The following is a 19,056-nucleotide window of genomic DNA, read 5'->3' on the forward strand; positions in this document are numbered from 1 at the left end:
ACGTCACCGGCGCCTGCGCGGTCGGACGCCCGGACCCGCACGCGGGCGAGGTCCCGGTCGCGTACGTGACCCTCGCCCCGGAGACGGACGTGACCGAGGACGAGCTCCGCCAGTGGGCCGCCGAACGCGTCCCGGAACGCGCGGCCGCACCGAAGTCCGTCACCGTCCTCGCCGCGCTGCCGGTGACCGACGTCGGCAAGCCCTACAAGCTCGCCCTGCGGGCCGACGCCACCCGGCTCGCGGTCGTGCAGACCCTGGCCGGCCACGGCCACGACGTGGAGGTCGACGTGGCGGTCGAGGACGGGTCCGTCCTCGTGTCCGTCACCCCCGGCACCGGTGACCGCGAGGCCATCAGCGCGGTCCTCGACCAGTACGCCCTGCTCTGGACCTGGTCCCCGGCGACGTCCGGACCGGTGACGTCATGACCGCCGACACCGTCCCGGTCGTCGTCATCGGCGCCGGCCCCACCGGGCTGACCGCGGCGACACTGCTGGGCCAGTACGGCATCGAAACCCTCGTGCTTGACCGCTGGGAGTCGGTCTACCCACTGCCGCGGGCGGTCCACCTCGACGACGAGATATACCGCCTGCTCGCCCGCCTCGGCGTCGCCGAGGACTTCGCCACCATCTCCCGCCCCGCCCACGGCCTGCGACTCCTGGACGGCGACCTGCGGCTGCTGGCCGAGTTCCGGAGCGGCGCCGCCCTCGGGCGCCACGGTCATCCCGAGGCCAACATGTTCGACCAGCCCCAACTGGAGGAGCTGCTGCGCGCCAACCTCGAACGGCACCCGACCGTCACCCTGCGCGGCAACGTGGAGGTCACCGCGATTGACCCGTCCGACGGCGGCCCGGCGCGCGTACGGTTCACCGACCGGAGCACCGGCGAGACCAGCACCGTGACCGCCGAGTACGTGCTCGGCTGCGACGGCGCGAACAGCCTGACCCGCAGGGCGATCGGCTCCACCCCGCACGACCTGGCCTTCACCCAGCGCTGGCTGGTCGTCGACATCGCCACCGACGCCGACCTGCACCAGTGGGAAGGCGTGCACCAGGTCTGCGACCCGGTCCGCGCCGCCACCTACATGCGCATCGGCGAGCGCCGCTACCGCTGGGAGTTCCAGCTCCTTCCCGGTGAACGGGCCGACGACTACCGCGACACGACCCGCCTGCACCCCCTCGTCCGGCCCTGGACCGCAGACCTCCCCGCAGACGAGCTGGAGATCGTGCGCACGGCCGAGTACACCTTCCGCGCGCAGATCGCCGACCGCTGGCGCGAGCATCGGCTCTTCCTGCTCGGCGACGCCGCCCACCTCACCCCGCCCTTCATCGGCCAGGGCATGGGCGCCGGCCTGCGCGACGCCGCCAACCTCACCTGGAAACTCGCCGCCGTCCTCGACGGCCGCCTCCCCGACCACGTGCTGGACAGCTACGAGACCGAACGCAAGCCCCATGCCCGCTCGATGATCAACCTCGCCAAGCTGGTCGGCTCCGCCATGACCGCCGGCGGAGACACCGGCACCAGGCTGCGCCGGATCCTCGCGCCCCATCTGCACCGGCTCCCCGGCCTGAGCAACCGCATCCTCGACAGCCGGACCCCGGCGCTGCACCGCTCAGCTCTGGTCGACCGCGGCCGGCTCGGCCTCGGCCTCGCGGGACGCCTGTGCCCCAACGCCCACCTGCCGGACGGCCGGCGCTTCGACGACCTGGCCGCGGGCCGCTACGCGCTGGTCACCTCCGCACCCGTCACCCCCGCGCTGCGCTCCGAGATCCACGACCGAGGTGGTGTCCTGATCACCGCCCCGCCCGGCACCGCCCTGCACCGCTGGCTCCGCCGGGGCCGCACCGCAGCGGCACTGGTCCGCCCCGACGGCACCGTCCAACGCACCACATCCGACCCGAAGTCCCTGACCGGGCTGCTGCCCGCATCGAGCTCCTGCGGACGCGTCCAGGGGTGATTCCGCTTCGGGACGAGGCGAGTTGACGGACGCGGCGTGGAATCACATCGCACTCTGCTGCCGAACCGGGGCGGACGAAACCGTCCCAAGGCGTGGAGCGGCCAGGGCCTGTGAGCAGAAGCTCGACGGCCACCGGACAATCGTGTGCCGTCCGTCCGTCCGTCCGGCCGGGCGGGCGGGCGCTGCTCCAGTCCCGGCGCGGCTCCCTGGCCCAGGACCCCGGTGGCCGGACCTGCTGTCGTCCGCCGAGGCGCAGCTCCCCGCCGACTTGGTCCCGGACGCCGAACTCGTCGCCTGGAACGCCGGAGCCGGACATCTGCCATTCGAGGCGTTGCAGCGCCGGGCCGCCACCCGCGCCCGCGGCGCCCCGGCCCTGGCCGCCCGCTGGCCGGCCTTCTTCGTGGCGTTCGACGTTTTGCAGCTCGACGGTGAGGAGCTGCTGGACCGCCCCTACGCCGAGCGCCGCGCGCGACTGGAGGTCCTGTTCGCGGAGCCGGGCTGGACGGCCCCGTGGACACTCGTCCCGATGACCACGGACCTGGCCAAGGCCCGCGAGTGGCTCCAGTCCTGGACCGACGTGTCCGGCGTCGAAGGCCTGGTGGTCAAGGGGATGTCGACGCGGTAGCTGCCCGGATACCGGGGCTGGACCAAGATCAAAAGACGCGACACCGTCGAAACGATCATTGGCGCCGTCACCGGCAGGCTGACCCGGCCGCAGCTTCTGATCCTCGGCCGCCGCGACGAGCACGGCCGGCTCCGCGCGGTCGGCCGCACGGTGCCGCTGCGCCCGGATCAGGCCCGCCAGGTCGCCGAGCACCTCACGCGGCCGGTCCCGGGCACCCGTGGACCGGGGTGCTGTTCGCCTCAGCGTGGGGCTCCCGGCGGCGTCTACCGGCACCCGGTCCGGTACGAGCGGCTGCGCCTGGACGTGGGCGTCGAAGAAGTTCCGGCCTTCGGTCAGGGCGGGACCGCAGCCGCAGGCTGAGTTTCCTTCCAGGAAGTCCTGGAGGCCTGGCCGCACACCACCGCGCCAGGGCAGTCCGTACCGCCTGTTCTGGGGGCGTTCGGTCATCTGCCGCAACCCGCCCCCGGTGCCGGTGTCGACCTGTACTTGCTGTTACTGGATGAACCACAATCGTCACTCGATGTAAGGGCGAGTCGAACGGCCGCGTACCCCCACACCCGAGGTGACCCATGCAACTCCTCCAGTCAAGACGGCCTCGACCAAGAACCACCCTGCCGACGAGACTGCTCGTGCTGCTGACCGCCCTGGCCGCGTGGGCGCTGCCCGCCACGCCGCCGGCTGCCGCCCAGGTACAGCGCGTCGAGTCATGGGGTGCCAACGGCTTCGGGCAGCTCGGCGACGGCACCACCGACTCACGGCACACCCCGGTCACCGTGGCCGGACTGACCGTCGCCGACGCCACCGGCCTCGCGGCGGGCGGAGGTCACGGCATGGCCGTGCTGTCCAACGGCACGGTCAAGGCCTGGGGTGCCAACGACTTCGGGCAGCTGGGCGACGGCACCACCTCCACCGTCAGCACCCCCGACCACCTCACCCCCGGCACGGTGCGCGAGTTGAGCGGTGTGACCGCGGTCGCCGCCGGCTGCACCCACAGCCTCGCCCTGCTGTCCAACGGCACCGTCAAGGCCTGGGGCAACAACTTCTCCGGCCAGCTCGGCAACGGCACCACCGGCTCGATCAGCAACAGCACCCCCGTCACCGTCATCGACCCCGGCAACCCCAGCGCCCCCCTCAGCGGCGTGACCGCGATCGCCGCGGGCTGCGACCACAGTCTGGCCCTGCTGTCCAACGGGACCGTCAGGGCCTGGGGCTTGAACGACCGCGGGCAGCTCGGCAACGGCAGCACCAGCGGCATGAGCGGCACCCCCGTCACCGTCATCGCCCCCGGCAACCCCGCCGCCCCCCTCGGCGGCGTCCGGGAGCTCGCCGGCGGGGAGTCCCACAGCCTCGCCCTGCTGTCCAACGGCACGGTCCGGGCCTGGGGCGACAACAGCGCCGGTCAGCTCGGGAACGGCAGCACCGGCGGCGTCAGCGGCACCCCCGTCACCGTGGTCAACGTCACCGGTGCCCGGTTCATCTCCGCCGGCTACCACCACAGCATCGCCCTGCTGTCCAGCCTCGTCCTGCCGTCCACGGTCCGAGCCTGGGGCAGCAACAGCGTCGGGCAGCTCGGGAACGGCAGCACCGGCGGCGCCAGCGGCACCCCCGCCACCGTCGTCAACCTCACCGGCGCCAGGGGCATCGCCGCCGGCGGCAACCACAACCTGGCCTACCTGTCCCCCGGCACTCTCAGATCCTGGGGCGGCAACAGCGCCGGGCAGCTGGGCAACGGCAGCACCACCAACAGCGGCACCCCGATCACGGTGCGCACCGGGATCGGCACCATCACCTACATTGCCGCGGGCGGTGATTTCAGCCTGACGGCCTGAGCCGTACAACGCACTGAGCCGATGCACCAGCCTTCGTTCGCGTGGGCTGGGTTGCTGCTCGACGCTGTTGGGGGATCTCAGCAGATCGAGAGGTGGCTTGGGTGTTCAGTTGAACATCCAAGCCACCCCCTCGATCAGTACGCAGGTCGGATGATCAAGCACCGGGAGGAACATCAGGCGGCCTACCGGCCCCTGGAGCTGGTGGCCCGAAGCCGGGTTAAACGGTCGTGCTTCGCGGGATCGGGGGTTCCGGTGACAGCCGCGCCCTGGGCACGGCCCCCCGCCGGTGCCATCGTGGGAGGCATGGCGTGGGGGCAGCGGGGGCCGGGCCGAAGGAAACGCCCGGAGATAGCAGTTGACGGTGTACGGCGACTACTACGCCCAGCCCCCCGACCGGCCCCCGGCGCGCACCCTGCCCGACGCCCCCGAGGCGCTCGTCGGGCGGGAGCGGGAGCTCTGGGAGCTGGTGGCGGTGCTGGAGCCCGGCAGCGGGGCGCCGGCCGTGGTGGTGGCCGGGCTCGCCGGGGTCGGCAAGAGCGCGCTCGCTGTCACCGCGGCGGAACGGGCCCTGGAGCACGGCTGATTCACGGGTGGGGTGCTGTTCCTGTCGCTGCGTGGCTACGACCCCGCCGGGCCCGGTCGGCGCCGGGCAGGCCGCCGGGACCCTGCTGGAGGGCCTGGGCGTCGCGGACGCCGACCTGCCGGCCGGCCCCGACGGGCAGCTCGCCCCGCCGGCGATGTAGTGCCAGTTGGGTTGGCCGACCAGGGTGCCCTTGACCGGCGATCGGGAAGCGGGCGGCGGACACTTGTTCACGGCTTCGCTGCGGTACCGCTCTGGTGCCGCGTCAGTCGTGGGTGGCGGCGCCGCCGAAGGTGGCGGCAAGTGCCCGCGCGATGAGCTCTGGGAGCCCCGTCTCGCCGTCGCCCTCGGCCCAGTGTGTCAGCGCGGTGTGCATCGCGGCCAGGCAGGCGCCGGTCGCGGCCTGCGCGCCGAAGCGGGCGTCGGGGTCGGCCGTGTCGATGGCGAGAGCGCCGACGATGGCCTGTTGCAGCGCGTACTGACTGTCCAGGTGCCGGGCCCGCAGCGCGGGAGTGGAGGTCATGAGCCGGAGGCAGTCCAGCAGGAAGGGTTCGTCCACCGCCGGGTCCGCGCCCTGGCCGCCCGTCAGTACCGCCGCCGCGTCCACGAGGGCGCCGCCGACGCGGCGCACCAGGGGGTCCGTTGCCGGTGATGCCGCGACCAGCTCGGCGATGACCTGCGCTGGCTGCTCCATGAGGACCAGGTCTTCCTTGGTGGGGAAATGCCGGTACACGGTCATGGCCGAGACGCCGGCAGCCTCGGCGACGTCGGCCACCGTCACCGTGTCGTAGCCGCGCCGGGTGAACAGTCGCACGGCGTGCCTCTGGATCGCATGCCGAGTCTCGGACCGCTGTCGTTCACGCAGGGTTGGCTGACTTCCCATCATGTGTTAGATACTATCATCAAGTTAGTAACTAACAATTTGACAAGGGGGCGGTGTGCATGAGGGGTCTCGCCGGCAGGACGGCACTGGTGACCGGAGCGTCGCGAGGCATCGGCCGGGCGATCGCGACCCGCCTCGCGGCCGAAGGGGCCATGGTCATCGCGCACTTCGGTACGGACGAGAGCGGCGCGGCGGCAGTGGTCGAGGACGTGGAAAGCGCCGGCGGGACCGCGGTGGCCGTCCGGGCCCAGCTGGGCGTGGACGGCGATGTCGAGAGGCTCTTCGCCGGCGTCCGGGTCGCCCTGGCCGGCCAGCCGCTCGACATCCTCGTCAACAACGCCGCGGCGGCGCCCGCCGGCCCGCTCGGCGTGACGACCCGGGCCGAGTTCGACCACCTCTTCGCGGTGAACGTGCGGGCGCCCTACTTCATCATCGAACACGCGCTGCCCCTGCTGCGTGACGGCGGCCGGATCATCACGGTCTCGTCGGTGGCGACCCGGATGGCCAACCCGGCCCAGACGTCATTCGCGATGACGAAGGCCGCGGTCGAGACGATGAGCAGGACGCTGGCCAACCAGACCGGGACCCGGGGGATTACGGTGAACGCGGTCGCTCCCGGCGCGACCAGGACGCCGGACAACTCCGCCGTCTTCGACGACGTGCCGGATCTCGCCGAACGGATCGCCGGCATGACGGCGCTCGACCGGCTCGGCGGGCCCGCCGACGTCGCCGACGTGGTCGCCTTCCTCGCCTCCGACGCCGCCCGCTGGATCACCGGCCAGGTCATCGACGCCAGCGGCGGCCTGTTCCTCGGCCCACGCCCCTGACCCCATCGCCGCGAATGCCGTCGTCGGCTGCACCCACCTACTGCGCGGCCTGCCCGTAAGCTCCCGGATCCACCCCGCAGGAAGGCACACCGTCGCACGCAGGCTGCTGGACGCCGGCCTTCTGCTAGTTCGTGCCGCCCCGCCGGGATCCGCGCCTCACGCCGCAGCGCTGCGCCAGGGCTGCCGCCCGGCCTCGATCGTCGCCGCGCTGGAGACCGGCCGCACCCCCTGGACTGCGCTGCTGGACGCGATCCGGCTGGAGCCCGGCGCAGACCTCGCGGCGGTCACCGCCGTCCAGGTCCGCGAGGTCGTCGAACGCCTCATCGCAGCGGCCCGGTGGCAGCGGGGCCAACCGGACGTCCTCGTCGTTCTCGATGCAGGCTACGACGCTCACAGGATCGCGCACCTCCTGACGGACATGCCGATCGAGGTCCTGGGCCGGCTCCGCTCGGACCGGGTCATGCGCAAGCCGGTACCCGTTCCCCCGCTTGCCAGTCCAGAACGATGTCATCCCCTATTTGATCACGCCGCAGTGTGCGACGCACAGGCGGAGCCAGATCAACTCGTCGCCGCGGACCGGGCCCCAGCCCGCTACCACCTCGCCGTGACCGGACCAGCCCGACAGACACTGGCCGCCGACGCCGTGCTGTCGGTGACGACCCGCAGCTCTGCGGCATCCTCGGTGCGCGACACCACCGACCCCGCTCAGCGGATCACGGTCGCCCGCGGCCGGCTGCGTCCGGCTCCGGGCCGGGGCGCCGGCGGGTCGGCCTTGATCATCCCACCGTGGCCATCGACGCTGTGTCCGCCCCCTGCGCAGGCTGCTGAACCATCGTGCCCGACACCCAGGCCGGCGTGGCCGTGACCGAAGCCGGGCCGCGGCCACGCGCTGTCCTGCCCGCCCTCTGCCTCACCCAGACCACCAGCTGGGGCATCGTCTACTACGCCTTCCCCGTCCTCAACCCCACCATCTCCATCAGCACCGGATGGAGCGCAGCAGCGACCACCGCCGCGTTCTCCACCGCACTCATCGTCTCCGCCATCGCCGGCATCCGCGTAGGCCGAGTCCTGGACCACCACGGGCCGCGCACCGTCATGACAGCCGGCTCCACCATCGGTGTCCTGGCCCTTCTGGTCGTCGCCGCCGCCCCCAACCTGACCGTCTTCTATGCCGGGTGGCTACTGGCCGGGCTGGCGATGGCCACCACCTTCTACCAGCCGGCCTTCGCCGCGCTCACCCGCTGGTGGGCACCCGACCACGTCCGCGCCCTGACCTACGTCACCATCGCCGCAGGACTCGCCTCCACCTTCTTCGCACCCCTGACCGCACTCCTCGTCAGCCACCTGTCCTGGCGCACCACCTACGCCGTACTGGCAGCCATCCTCGCCGTCCTAACCATCCCGGCCCACGCCCGCGCTCTGAAGGCGCCCTGGCCCCCGGCACCACAGGACCCGCCCCACATGACCGCCGGCAGCAACCACATCGTGCACTCACTTGCGTTCTGGATGCTGGCCGCCACCTTCATGCTGTCCGCGTTCGCGATGTACACCGTCGTTTTCGCCCTCGTCCCGCTCCTGCTCGAACGCGGCTACACCACCACCCAGGCCGCCTGCGCCCTCGGACTCGGCGGCGCCGGACAGACCCTCGGCCGCACCCTGTACGCCGCCCTCGCCCGCCGCACCAGCGCCACCACCCGCACCACCACCCTGATCGGCCTGGGAGCACTCACCACCGCCGCCCTCGCCCTCCTGTCCGGCCCCTTTGCCCTGATCGTTCTGTTGTCCGTGTTGGCAGGAGCCGTGCGCGGCAACCTCACCCTCCTCCAAGCCACCGCCGTCACCGACCGCTGGGGCGCCACCCACTACGGGAAGCTCTCTGGCATCCTCGCCGCTCCCGCCTACGCGGCAGGAGCGTTCGCCCCCTTCGCCGGCGCCGGGCTCGCCCCGCCGCTCGGCGGCTACCCCGTCCTGTTCGCGCTGCTCGCCGCCCTGTCCGCCATGGCCGCTGCCACGGCCCTCGGCACCCAACCACCCACCGGCCCGTGTGAACGGGCGGGTGGGTGAATGCCAGCCTCTTAACCGGGCCCAGTCCACCCGGGGCTTGGCGAGGGCGGCGAGTTGGCCGGCGGTGCCGCGGCTGCGGGGGCACCCTGGGCGGGGCCGGGCGCACGCGGTGCGGGTTCAGTGGGTGTGGTGGGCTCCGTCCAGGGGAGTGACCGGCCGTGTCGCCGCGGCGGGTGGATCGTTGCCCTCACCGGGACGTCGGCCTGCTCAGGCCACCTGCCTATTACTTGAGCGCTGCTCACGCAGACCCCCAGGAGATGTTCCATGTCCACGCAGCCGCAGTCCGGTCCCGGCAATCCGCACCAGCCGGCCGGGTACCAGCCTCCGCCGAAGCAGGGCATGAGCACGGGCCTCAAGGTGGCGCTGGGATGCGGTATCCCCACTGTCCTCGGTCTGATTCTGATCGGCGGCTGTGGGCTGGTGTTCACCAAGGCCGCCAGCGACGCAGGCAAGGAGCTCGACAAGAACCACGACTCCGCAGCCGTCGCTCCTGACGGCGCTGCCCGGGGCGGCGGCAGCTCGAAGGTCGACGAGCCGGATATCACCAAGGACGTGAAGGTCACGTCCTGCAAGGTGAAGGCTGGCGAGTACGGAATCAAGGAGCTCGACCTCCAGATCGAGTACATCAACAGCGGTGACCGTCGTTTCAACTACCTGGCCGAGGGCGAGATCACCGTCAACGGCGAGAAGAAGAGCGACATCGTTTCCACCGGTCAGAACCTGGCACCCGGCCAGAAGTACACGGACGACAACGCCGGGGCCCTGGCATTCGACGTGGCGAAGTCCGCGAAGTCCGGGGACAGGATCGAGTGCAAGCTGATCAAGGTCTCCCGCAACTCCTACTGAGCGCCCAGCTCCATCTCGACGGCCGCCTCGTAGGACAGGGCGACATGCCGGTCACCACCCCGATCGCCATCAACCCGGGCGGCATGGCCTGCGGCGCCAACCCCGGCTCTGCCGTCACCCCCGACTACCGGGCGCCGTTTCCCTTCACCGGCACCCTCCACAGCGTCACCGTCGATCTGTCCGGCGACCTCATCGTCGACGCGGAGAGCGAGATGCGCATGCACATGGCCCGCCAGTAGCCGCCTCACCGGGCCGACCGCACCGGCGTCAACTGAAACCCTTACCGGCATCTGCGGCCTCGACGGTGGCGGGCGCGGTGTTCAGTTGCCCTGCCGAAGTGACTCGATGCTTTGAGGTGGGTTCGCTGGGCCGTCCCTGCGGAGGTACCGACGTGGATCCCGGCGCGCGGCCGGGTTCCGGCCGCCACACCCCGGTGCGCCGTGTCGCGCGTCGCCACGGGCGAGGCAGGAAGGAGTAGAAGCGGTCGGGAAGGAACACGGCGTCCGCGACGATCATCGCGCCGGAGAAGAGGGGCAGTCCCAGGAGCACGGCGATGCCGATGTGCATGCCCAGCAGCACGGTCAGAACGGGGTACTTGAGCTTGCCGAAGAGTACGAACGGGAAGGCGACCTGCAAGAGCACCGTCACGTAGCTGGCGATCGCGATCACCATCGGGTAGTCGTCCACGAGGTGGGAGAGCGCGGGCCAGGGCTGGAACAGTTCGAGGTTCAGCGCGTAGTGGAGAGCGGTGCCGCCGCCCCAGGTCGGGCCCTGGATCTTGTACAGGCCGGCCGATCCGTAGAGGAAGCAGACCTGCGCCGCGATGACGAGGATGCCGCAGTTGTGCACCACTGTGGTCAAGGTGTGACGGGCGTAGCGGAGTTGTTGTGCGAAGAGGCTCCGCACCGGCTCCGGCGCGTCGCCCGCACGGCCTGCCTTGAGCCGGTTCCTGCGTGCGTCCAGGGACCAGCGCCGGCCGCACGCGGTGAGGACGAGGTAGAGGGCCATCAGCAGGATCAGGTTGTCGCCCCCGTCCGTCATGAAGATCGATCTGGCATGGAAGGAGGCCACCACGACGGCGAAGAGGACGGACATGACCCGGGTCCGCCAGCCCAGCATGAACAGTGCGGACGTGAAGAGCGCCATCACGTAGCAGAGTTCGAAGTAGGCGCGACTGTCGGACAGGAGCAGGATGCTGTTCCAGCCCGTCTGGTCGAAGAGTTGCTGTGCCAGCGCGGGTGTCCAGGGGGAGCCGGGGCCCCAGATCTCGTCACGGTGCGGGAATTCGCGCAGGAGGAAGACCAGATAGAGCAGCCCGTAGCCGATGCGCAGAACCGACGCGGCGTACAGGGAGACCGGCCGGTCGGTGAGAAGCGCCCACAGAGCGCCGGTCCGGTCGAGGAGCCATCGGCGGGCCCTGCCGGCGACCGAAGCCTCCTGGGTCGCGGGCAGGTGTTGTGCGGCTGCCGTGGAGGGGGGTCGGGGGATCTGTTCACTTCCCATGGGAGGTCACCTTCCACCAGGGCAGGAGCCGGTCCTCGGTGGGTGCCGGCGGGTGGTCACCGGCCGTCGTGCCCGGCGCAGCGACGGGCAGTGTGACGACCCGGAGCTGAATGAAGTCGAATGCGCGGCCGTCGTTGTGGGCGGCGACGCGGTCCGCAGCGATGTTGCGCAGGTACGTCTGCAGCATCACGGCCCGTTCGGAGCGAGCCGTGTCGCTTCCTCCATGTGTCTCGACATAAGAGGTCCAGGCGCGGCGCAGAAGGTTCTGGGACGTATGACTCGGAAATGCGTTGTGGTCGACCGCGGAATGGTCCACGGCAGCCAGGTCGAACCAGGCCGTCACCTGCACCGATCCTTTGGAGTCGGTGTGTGCGGTTCGCGCCAGGATTTTTCGGTTGAAGGAGTCGGGGTCCGGGGCGAAGAGTCGCCAGTTCTGTTCGAAGAGGGGATACACCCATCCGTTGACCTGCGAGCTGTAACGCTTCGATACAGCATTGGAGGGGGCAACGTGAAGGAATACCAGGACGACGTGGACCAGAGTCGTCACCAGGCAGAGGGCTACGGCGGTGCGCAGCCCTGCTTCCACTGCGCGAATTCTCATGGGCCGCTTGCCCGGCATGGCCGCTTCGTCACGACGCTCTTGGAGGACCGGACCGGAATCGGACTGATGAAGTTCCTTCACGCCCACAGATTCAACTCCGCTCGACACCACCCACCCGGTCCTTCTCATGTCTGCTGTTCGCCTGAGGTCTCTGGGACTTACCGACGGCGCGCGGCGGATCCATGAGGATCCCGCCGCGCCCCGTCATCCGATGAGCGGGCTTCGTACAGCCTGCTGTCTAGCCCTCGTGGCCTTCGTGACCCTCGTGGCCTGCGGGCTTGTTGCCGTAGCCGTAGTGGTCGCCGGGCTTCCCGTCGTGGCCGTGGCCGTGGCCGTGATCCGGCTTGCCGGGTCCCTCGTCGTGCCCGTTGCCCGGCCCGCCGTGCTCCGGACCGTGGTGTTCCACGCCATGGTGGTCCGGGCCGCCCGGTCCGCCGTGGCCCGGCCCGCCGGGCTGACCGCCGTGCCCGCCGGTGACGTTGCCCCCGGTGATGGTTCCGCCGGTCGTGTTGCCGCCGGTCGTGTTGCCACCGGTGCTGTTTCCGGCCGTGTTGCCCGCGGTGTTGCCGGAGGTGTTGCCGGCGATGTTCCCCGAGGTGCCGCCCGACACGAGGTCGACGATCGGTCCGCCCAGGAGGCCACCACCGATCAGCCCCACGGTCGTACCGGTCGTCGATCCGGCGGTAGGCGTTCCGGTGGTACCGGTCGTCGTGCCGGTGGTCGTGCCGGTCGTCGTGCCGGTCGTCGTTCCACCGGTGGCGCACCCGCCGAGGAAGATCCTGTTGGTGTCGAGCGTCACGGCACCGTTACGGGCCAACGCCCGGCCTTCGATGTTCGTCCCCGTGGTAACGCTGATAGAGGTCAGAGCCATGATGGTGCCCACGAAAGTGGAGGTAGTGCCGAGGGTGGCCGAACTCCCGATCTGCCAGTAGACGTTGCACGCCGAAGCGCCGTTCGTGAGGAGCACACGGCTATTGGAGGCAGTCGTCAGGGCTTCTGGGATCTGGAACACCCAGACGGCGTTGGGGTTTCCGCCCGCGTCCAGGATCAGGTCGCCGGTGAGTCCGACACCGCCGACAGCCGTGTGAACGCCCGGAAGCAGCGTCTGGCCGGCGCCGATTCCCGCTGCGAGCGCGAAGTCCGTGGCCTGGCCCGCTGCGTTGTTGTAGGCCTGGACCAGGTCGGACTTGGCCTGAAGCGCCACGGCGTCCGCAGCGTGCACGGCGCCAAGCACCAGGCCGGGCGGGAATCCGGAGATGGCAGGGTTCGGGTGCGTCCCGAGGTCGTGGCTGATCAGGGAGGGGCCGGTGTTGGTGACGCCCTGACCTGCCAGAACGGAAAAGCTGGCGGCCGTGGCCAGGGGCACGGGTGTCGCGATGGCCAGAGCCTGCGTGGGCAGTGCGGCGACCATCACAGCGGCAACCGTTCCGGCGACGGCCGAGGCCAGCCAGCCGGACATGGTGCGGCGCTGAGCCGCTGGGAATTTCAGCTTCATCGAGGGGGCCACTTCCTGTGGGGGCCGTGGCATACCGGGCTCCTACCGATCGCCCGGGAAGCCTTTGTCGTGTGGCCGCATATTACGCAGCCACATTCACGTGTCAAAAATAGGCAGGGGGAAGAAGGGGGAATTACAAACATATTCGGCACCGCGAGGCGCGATGAAAATACTAAAACCTACCGCACGTATCATGTGATGTTGCCTCCGTCGAATGGGGCCGGATTAACTCACACGAGGCGGAACCGTTCATATGTGCATGCGTCAAAACCGGCCGCGCGTGTGGAGTGCCGCCAGGAGGGTGATTTCGTGAGGTTGATGGAGGGCGGGCGCGCCGATCGAGTTCCGTAAAGCCCTATGGCTCTGAGCGGGAGCGGTTGCGCTCCCTTTCTTGCACGGGTTTTGCGCGGGCTCGAACACCGGCCTTGTCGAATTGGTGAGCGATGTCTGGCCTGTCGAATCGAGCGTGACTTCACCCGCCGGTGACTTCGGCCGCTTCTCGTTTCCGGCAGATGTCGCCGCCCCCACCGTCAGCACCGCTCTCGGGGCTGAAACCGGCGAGGCCCATCCACCGAGCCTCCACAGGGCAGACCTACGCTCGGACGCGTGATGATCGCGAGGGCACGGTGTCAGGTACGGGTGACGCCGTAGCCGGTGTCGTTGAGGGCGGCCGTCCACACCTCCCGGTTGAACCACTTGGTGATGTCGGGCTGCATCGCGGTGATGGCGGCCATTCGGGCCTGCCAGTCGGTGCCGGTCGGACGCTTGTCCTGGCAGCCGGTGCAGCCGTCCTCGCCGTGGATGTGGCCGGCCATCCAGGCGTTGACGGCGACGTTGACGATGGCGCTGTACAGGTCGCCGCCGCTCTCCTCCAAGGCATCGGGCACACCCCCGAGGATGAGCGCCAGCTCAGGGTTGTCGACCGGCGGCATCGGCGCGCGCCCCACCTGGCCGGGCGCGCTGCTGCCCCCGGCCGTCTGCCGCTGCTCGGCGATGCTGGCCGCGAGGCCTGCCGGGTCGAAGTACCGCCAGGCGGAGCGCTCCTGAATCCCGAGCCGCTCGGCGACGGTGCGGATGTTCCGCTCGATGGTGTCGGCGACCGCTTCCTTGAACGCCTTCGTGTTCCTCATGGTCGCCATCCTTCAGGAAGGCCCACGGCCCTGGCTCCCGCTTCCTCGTGCTTCATGCCGGCGGAGGGCGAGTTGCCCGCCGAGATGCCGCGCTCAGCGTCCGGCCGTCAGCCACCGCGCGGGCGCCCGGCAGGCCACTCCGCAGTGAACGCTCTGAGACGGTCCCGTTGGAGTTCCTCCTCCGCGATGCGGGCGTCGAGCAGGGCCTGATCGACGTGGGGAGCGACAGCGGCGAGGACCAGGCGCTGGAGCTCGGCCGGGGCGAGGGCCTCGATCTCCCACTGCACCGGCTGGCCGGCGTCGAGCCCGTACCGTCGGGCGAACCCCGCCCAACGGGGGTCTCCGGCCTTCCCCACGGCCGCGGGCAGCTCGTACGCGCGGACCTGGTCGTGCGTGAGCAGGACGCGTCCCCTCGGCTCCAGCAGGCCGTGCGGGCGACCCAGTCCCGTTCGATGTCGGCCCCTGAGGCGTCGAAGTCTCCGACGTAGAGCAGTACGGCCGGCCGCTCGTCCCGGGCCGTACGCTCGCGCACGACCTGGACGTACGGCTGCCGAAGCCGCAGACGACGAGCACGGGAATGCCCGGACGCTTCAGCCAGCCCGTGAGCTGGGCCCGCAGGGTGTCCCTTTCACAGGCGACGTAGAGGGCGGTCGCTTGGCCGGCGGTGCGGTCCAGGGCGAACCAGTCGGGGGCGGCCCGGAGGAACGCTCCGGCGTTCGGCCACGCCGGCGGTACGTGAACCTCGCGGAGCGGGTCGATGAGGTCGGGGAACCGCTCCTCGGGGCGGGCCTGGGCCAGGCGGCGGACAGGCGCCGGTATGTCGGCGCGGTGTGAGGGATCAGCCCCTCGACCACGAGACGGTAATACGCCTGTCGAAGGGTGCAGCCGCCGACCTCGTCGTAGCCGGTGACGATGCCGACGGCGCGGGCCACGATGCGCGGCCACTGGAGTCGAGTCACACCGGTACATGTACCCCTCCGGCCGACTGAGGCGGCGCTCACGGCCCAGACGACCCCGGACAGCCCTCATCAGGGGTGGGCAAGCCGCGAGGGAGAGGTGCTGTGACGCTCAGACCGCCGGTCGAGCCGATGCTGGCGCAGGCCGCAGCCCTGCCCGGCCCAGCCGCGCCACGCGCCGGGGTGGCGTATGAGCAGAAGCTGGACGGCCACCGGGCGCTGCTGTTCACCGCGGCCGGGCCGGGCGGCCGCGTGCTGATGCAGAGCCGCCGCGGGGCGCTGGTTCAGGATCGGTGGCCGGACCTGGTGGCGGCCGCCGAGGCGCAGTTGCCGCACGGGCCTCTACTCCGGCGACTACCGGCATGTCCCCGGACTGGGCTGGTACCGCTGGGACACCACCCGCTGGCAGGTCGACGAGGACGACACCGTGGTCTGGGCCGCCGGCGACCTCGCGGAAGCGATCGCCACCACCCGACCCCCGCGGCGTCCACAGCAACCAGTCCCTGCAAAAGCACCGCAGGCGAGCTCTGAGTACCTCCGGGATGAACGCCATGCTCACCCAGGCCAAAGCGGCCCCCGGCATGGTCCTGCGTGCAGAACTCCTCGACGCCGACCCGTACGCCCTGTGCACGCCCTCAGGCATTGTCGACCTCCACACCGGGCTGCTCCGGGCCCCGCAGTGGCTTTCCCGCTGCGAACTGGCCCCAGAGAATCGGCTCGACCTGGTACCAGACCGTTGACCGTTCAACTCCGGTCCGGAATGGCTCCTCCGATGACCTGGGCGTCTACGGGACACGAAGCACGTCTCGAACGATTGGTGGGGCCAGCTCTGACCGGATCACTGGGGCCGCTTCAGAACGAGAAGGCCAGCCGGCACCGTCTTGAGGTTCCCGAGGAGTTCGCTGCGGCTGTCGAGGAGTATCAGTTGGCGCGGGGGAGGGCCTCGGCGGAGGTGATTGGGCGGACGTGGCAGGACGGGAGGCCGCGTGCGGTGCCAGGTTCTGTTTTCGTGGTGGCGCAGGAGTTCCGCGCCGCGTATGCCGAGGGAGTAGCCGGGTGAAGCGCGAGCGCGCGACGCGGCTGCTGGCGGACATGATCACGCGGCTCGAGGGTGGTGACTGGCCGCTGGGTCTGGTGGAGGAGGTATACGTCTTCGGGTCGTACGCGCGCGGTGCGCTGGAGCCGAACGATGTCGATGTCGTCATCGAGCACGGTACGGACAAGCGCTGGCTCGGAGAGTCGCTCCATGCCTCGATCAACGGGCGTGATTCCTACGTGGGGATGCGGCAGGCCCTGAGGGGCCGCACCCGGGGGATTTCCTTCCAGTTCCGTGGCCGCAGCAGTCTGCAGGACGAGGGTTTCGAGCTGTTCTTGCTCTGGCGTAAGGGCGAGCCGTTTTCCCTGGCTCGCGAGCGCCTTGCCTCCCTGACTGCGGATCCGGAGGCGGGTACTGCGCCCAGGGATCACATGCTTGCGGAGTTCGAAGGGCTGGAGAGCCTCGTGCCGCGCCCGGCGAGGATTGAGCTGTTCGGCCGGCACACCGAGGGAAGGATCAGCCTTACGCCGCTGAGGCTGGTGGACGGGGAGCTCGAAGACCCTGAAGCCGCCTGGCATGTACGGCGGCGATGGGTGGAGACGAGCCCTCTGCGCCGTGCAGCGACGTGCGCCCTGGTGGCGTTGGAGCAGCGGGGCGTAGACCTGGGGGAGGTGACGCTGCACGGTCAGCGGCTGTTCGGCCGGGAGCAGCAGGCCGAGCGTTGTTTCGTCGATCTGGGGTGGAACGGTTTCGGATACATGGGCCGTCTCCTGGACGGCGGAGTGACCTGGGTGGAGGTCTTGAGTCCGCATCGCAGCAAGCCCATGGACGCACTGCTCATCGAGCCGCGATCTGGTCGGTAGTCGGTATCCGGGTAGCCGTAGTCCGGCCAGCCGCGGCGAAGTAGAGGCTCAGCTTCATCCGTTCGTGTTGGCCTGACCGGCGTGTCGGGATGGACACCTCTGCGTGTGGACAGCCGCATGGTGCGGGTTCGGGCTGGGGGTGTGTGGGTGTCCGATCAGATTTCTGCCGGCGAGGACATGCCGTGGTGCCGGGGTGCGGGGCGCGAGGATGCCGTGGCGCGGTTGGTGACACTCGATTCCCGGGGAGAGCTGGCCACGGAGCATGCGCGTGCGGTTGCTCAGGCTCTTGGGGTTTGGGGTTGCTTCGGTTTGGCGGACATCCGGGATCCGGGCCCGTGCTCGGGGAGGGATGTCCATGATGGAGAACATGCCGAAGAAGAAGCCGCGGCAGCGGCGGCAGTTCACGGCCGATTTCAAGGCCGAGATCGTCGAGCTGTGCCTGCGCGGGGACCGGTCGGTGCCCGATGTCTGCAAGGACTTCGACCTGACCGAGTCGGCGGTGCGGCTGTGGCTTGCGCAGTCCGATGACAGTCACCAGCCCAAGGACCTGGACCGCGACGAGCGGGACGAACTGGCCCAGCTGCGGCGGGAGAACCGCCGCCTGCGAGAGGACATCGAGATCCTCAAGCGGGCCACGGCTTTCTTCGCGAGGGGGACCCGGTGACGGTGCAACCGTTCATCGAGGCGGAGAAACGTGCAGGTCACAGCGTCAAACGCGCCTGTGAACTGATGAAGGTCTCCCGGTCCGCCTACTACAAACGCCGCCAGGAGACCCGTGGGCCGCGGGCCCTGCGGGACGAAGAACTGACAGGCCGTATCAGCGAGATCCACGACCGCTCACACGGCACCTACGGCGCCCCCAGGATCCACGCCGCTCTGCTGCGTGAAGGCCTGACCTGCGGACGACGCCGGGTCGCCCGCCTGATGCGCCAGGCCGGCATCATCGGCCGGCACCGCCGACGAAACCACCGCACCACCATGCCCGACCCGGCCTCCAGCACTCGCCCTGACCTGGTCGGACGCGACTTCCGCACCCACCCGGCCGCGACCGACACCCGCTGGTGCGGGGACATCACCTACCTCCCCACCGGCGAGGGATGGCTCTACCTGGCCACCGTCATCGACATCGCCTCCCGCCGCGTGGTCGGCTGGGCCACCGCCGACCACCTGGGCACCAGCCTGGCCGCCGAGGCCCTCACCGCCGCCTGCCACCAGCGCCGGCCCAAGGGCCCGGTCGTCTTCCACACCGACCGCGGCACCCAGTACACCAGCCACGCCTTCGCCCGCCTCGCGGACGAGCTGTCCATCCGGCTTTCGGTCGGACGCACCGGCGTCTGCTGGGACAACGCCCTCGCCGAGTCCTTCTTCGCGACCCTGAAGAACGAGCTCGTCAGCCGGCACAACTGGCATACGCGAGCTGCCGCGAAAAGCGCGATCTTCGAGTACATCGAAGGCTGGTACAACACCCGCCGACTCCACAGCAGCCTCGGCTACCAAAGCCCAGCCGAGTACGAAACCACCGCAGCCTGACCAACACATCGAACCTGTCCGCCAAACAGGAACAACCTCAGGTTTCTCTGCGGACGGTGTGGAACTGGGTGGCGGTGGCCCGACGTGAGGGGCGGTTGTCGGCGCGGATGCCGTCGCGGGTGGGTGTGAGTGCGGATCTGCGTGCGCGTCTTGCGGTGTGGGGCGGGAACGTGGCCGCGGTCCACCGGGAACTGACCGCTGAGGCTGCTGCGGCGGGTACCCCGGACTCGGTTCCTTCTCTCCGTACTCTGCAGCGTGCCGTGCGTCAGGACCTGTCGGCGGGGGATCGGGCGGGCCTGAAGGGCGGTGAGGCCGCCCGGCGCCGCTACGACGT

At 70.2% G+C, this 19,056-nt stretch carries 18 protein-coding genes and 4 pseudogenes; 17 read left to right on the forward strand and 5 right to left on the reverse strand.

Going from position 1 to position 19,056, the window contains the following annotated elements; genetic code table 11:
- The 6 genes and pseudogenes from SSNG_RS37500 to SSNG_RS45145 all read left to right on the forward strand — a co-directional run.
- A pseudogene (locus tag SSNG_RS37500) lies at positions 1–425 on the forward strand (acyl-CoA synthetase); the annotation flags it as partial.
- Positions 422–1,954, forward strand: a complete 1,533-nt coding sequence (locus SSNG_RS37505) for a bifunctional 3-(3-hydroxy-phenyl)propionate/3-hydroxycinnamic acid hydroxylase (protein ID WP_007269192.1) — start codon at positions 422–424, stop codon at positions 1,952–1,954. The pseudogene SSNG_RS37500 and the gene SSNG_RS37505, both read left to right, overlap by 4 nt.
- 22 nt (positions 1,955–1,976) lie before the next feature.
- A complete protein-coding gene (locus tag SSNG_RS40970) occupies positions 1,977–2,579 on the forward strand; it encodes an ATP-dependent DNA ligase (protein WP_007269193.1) in 603 nt (200 codons plus the stop codon).
- Between the two features lie 629 nt (positions 2,580–3,208).
- A complete protein-coding gene (locus SSNG_RS37515; protein WP_050780119.1) occupies positions 3,209–4,408 on the forward strand; it encodes a hypothetical protein in 1,200 nt (399 codons plus the stop codon).
- A gap of 361 nt (positions 4,409–4,769) precedes the next feature.
- Positions 4,770–4,991 carry an ATP-binding protein gene (locus tag SSNG_RS37520; RefSeq protein WP_347232528.1) on the forward strand — a complete coding sequence of 74 codons (222 nt, stop codon included), beginning with the start codon at positions 4,770–4,772 and terminating at the stop codon, positions 4,989–4,991.
- A gap of 31 nt (positions 4,992–5,022) precedes the next feature.
- Positions 5,023–5,151 carry a hypothetical protein gene (locus SSNG_RS45145; protein WP_277752194.1) on the forward strand — a complete coding sequence of 43 codons (129 nt, stop codon included), beginning with the start codon at positions 5,023–5,025 and terminating at the stop codon, positions 5,149–5,151.
- A 102-nt stretch (positions 5,152–5,253) separates the two neighbouring features.
- Here the strand turns inward: SSNG_RS45145 and SSNG_RS37525 are convergent, their stop codons facing one another.
- The gene (locus tag SSNG_RS37525; protein WP_241695363.1) at positions 5,254–5,802 is read right to left on the reverse strand and encodes a TetR/AcrR family transcriptional regulator; all 549 of its coding nucleotides are present in this window, start codon (positions 5,800–5,802) and stop codon (positions 5,254–5,256) included.
- 128 nt (positions 5,803–5,930) lie between these two features.
- Between SSNG_RS37525 and SSNG_RS37530 the strand changes: the two genes are divergently transcribed.
- The 5 genes and pseudogenes from SSNG_RS37530 to SSNG_RS37550 all read left to right on the forward strand — a co-directional run bounded on the left by SSNG_RS37530 (position 5,931) and on the right by SSNG_RS37550 (position 9,847).
- Positions 5,931–6,698 carry an SDR family oxidoreductase gene (locus SSNG_RS37530; protein WP_042804969.1) on the forward strand — a complete coding sequence of 256 codons (768 nt, stop codon included), beginning with the start codon at positions 5,931–5,933 and terminating at the stop codon, positions 6,696–6,698.
- Positions 6,699–6,885: 187 nt separating this feature from the next.
- A pseudogene (locus SSNG_RS44665) lies at positions 6,886–7,563 on the forward strand (transposase); the annotation flags it as partial.
- The gene (locus SSNG_RS37540; protein ID WP_007269200.1) at positions 7,533–8,762 is read left to right on the forward strand and encodes an MFS transporter; all 1,230 of its coding nucleotides are present in this window, start codon (positions 7,533–7,535) and stop codon (positions 8,760–8,762) included. The pseudogene SSNG_RS44665 and the gene SSNG_RS37540, both read left to right, overlap by 31 nt.
- A gap of 264 nt (positions 8,763–9,026) precedes the next feature.
- Positions 9,027–9,608 (forward strand): hypothetical protein, encoded by a 582-nt coding sequence (locus tag SSNG_RS37545; RefSeq protein ID WP_007269201.1) that lies wholly within the window; start codon positions 9,027–9,029, stop codon positions 9,606–9,608.
- 44 nt (positions 9,609–9,652) lie between these two features.
- Positions 9,653–9,847: a hypothetical protein gene (locus tag SSNG_RS37550; protein ID WP_042804971.1), complete on the forward strand. Its 195-nt coding sequence runs from the start codon at positions 9,653–9,655 to the stop codon at positions 9,845–9,847.
- 28 nt (positions 9,848–9,875) lie between these two features.
- Here SSNG_RS37550 and SSNG_RS37555 read toward each other — a convergent pair whose 3' ends face one another.
- The 4 genes from SSNG_RS37555 to SSNG_RS37570 form a co-directional block, all read right to left on the reverse strand.
- Positions 9,876–11,111 carry an HTTM domain-containing protein gene (locus SSNG_RS37555; protein WP_007269203.1) on the reverse strand — a complete coding sequence of 412 codons (1,236 nt, stop codon included), beginning with the start codon at positions 11,109–11,111 and terminating at the stop codon, positions 9,876–9,878.
- A complete protein-coding gene (locus SSNG_RS37560) occupies positions 11,101–11,712 on the reverse strand; it encodes a DUF5819 family protein (protein ID WP_128637703.1) in 612 nt (203 codons plus the stop codon). The genes SSNG_RS37555 and SSNG_RS37560 overlap by 11 nt, the downstream gene beginning before the upstream one ends.
- A gap of 238 nt (positions 11,713–11,950) precedes the next feature.
- Positions 11,951–13,207 (reverse strand): ice-binding family protein, encoded by a 1,257-nt coding sequence (locus tag SSNG_RS37565; protein ID WP_007269205.1) that lies wholly within the window; start codon positions 13,205–13,207, stop codon positions 11,951–11,953.
- A gap of 629 nt (positions 13,208–13,836) precedes the next feature.
- The gene (locus SSNG_RS37570; protein ID WP_129593447.1) at positions 13,837–14,337 is read right to left on the reverse strand and encodes a hypothetical protein; all 501 of its coding nucleotides are present in this window, start codon (positions 14,335–14,337) and stop codon (positions 13,837–13,839) included.
- Positions 14,338–14,504: 167 nt separating this feature from the next.
- Here SSNG_RS37570 and SSNG_RS42850 point away from each other — a divergent pair, with 167 nt between their 5' ends.
- The 6 genes and pseudogenes from SSNG_RS42850 to SSNG_RS43225 all read left to right on the forward strand — a co-directional run.
- The gene (locus SSNG_RS42850) at positions 14,505–14,825 is read left to right on the forward strand and encodes a hypothetical protein (RefSeq protein ID WP_042804972.1); all 321 of its coding nucleotides are present in this window, start codon (positions 14,505–14,507) and stop codon (positions 14,823–14,825) included.
- Positions 14,826–15,633: 808 nt separating this feature from the next.
- Positions 15,634–15,970 (forward strand): annotated as a pseudogene (locus SSNG_RS40990) (DNA primase); the annotation flags it as partial.
- Positions 15,971–16,349: 379 nt separating this feature from the next.
- Positions 16,350–17,192: a nucleotidyltransferase domain-containing protein gene (locus SSNG_RS37590; protein WP_042804577.1), complete on the forward strand. Its 843-nt coding sequence runs from the start codon at positions 16,350–16,352 to the stop codon at positions 17,190–17,192.
- 355 nt (positions 17,193–17,547) lie between these two features.
- Positions 17,548–17,856 carry a transposase gene (locus tag SSNG_RS37595; RefSeq protein ID WP_165365078.1) on the forward strand — a complete coding sequence of 103 codons (309 nt, stop codon included), beginning with the start codon at positions 17,548–17,550 and terminating at the stop codon, positions 17,854–17,856.
- Positions 17,853–18,722 carry an IS3 family transposase gene (locus tag SSNG_RS37600; protein WP_042804576.1) on the forward strand — a complete coding sequence of 290 codons (870 nt, stop codon included), beginning with the start codon at positions 17,853–17,855 and terminating at the stop codon, positions 18,720–18,722. Before SSNG_RS37595 ends, SSNG_RS37600 begins: the two co-directional genes overlap by 4 nt.
- Positions 18,723–18,778: 56 nt before the next feature.
- Positions 18,779–19,056, forward strand: a pseudogene (locus SSNG_RS43225) (ISNCY family transposase); the annotation flags it as partial.

Source organism: Streptomyces sp. C (assembly GCF_000158895.1).
Classification (GTDB): Bacteria; Actinomycetota; Actinomycetes; order Streptomycetales; family Streptomycetaceae; genus Streptomyces; species Streptomyces racemochromogenes.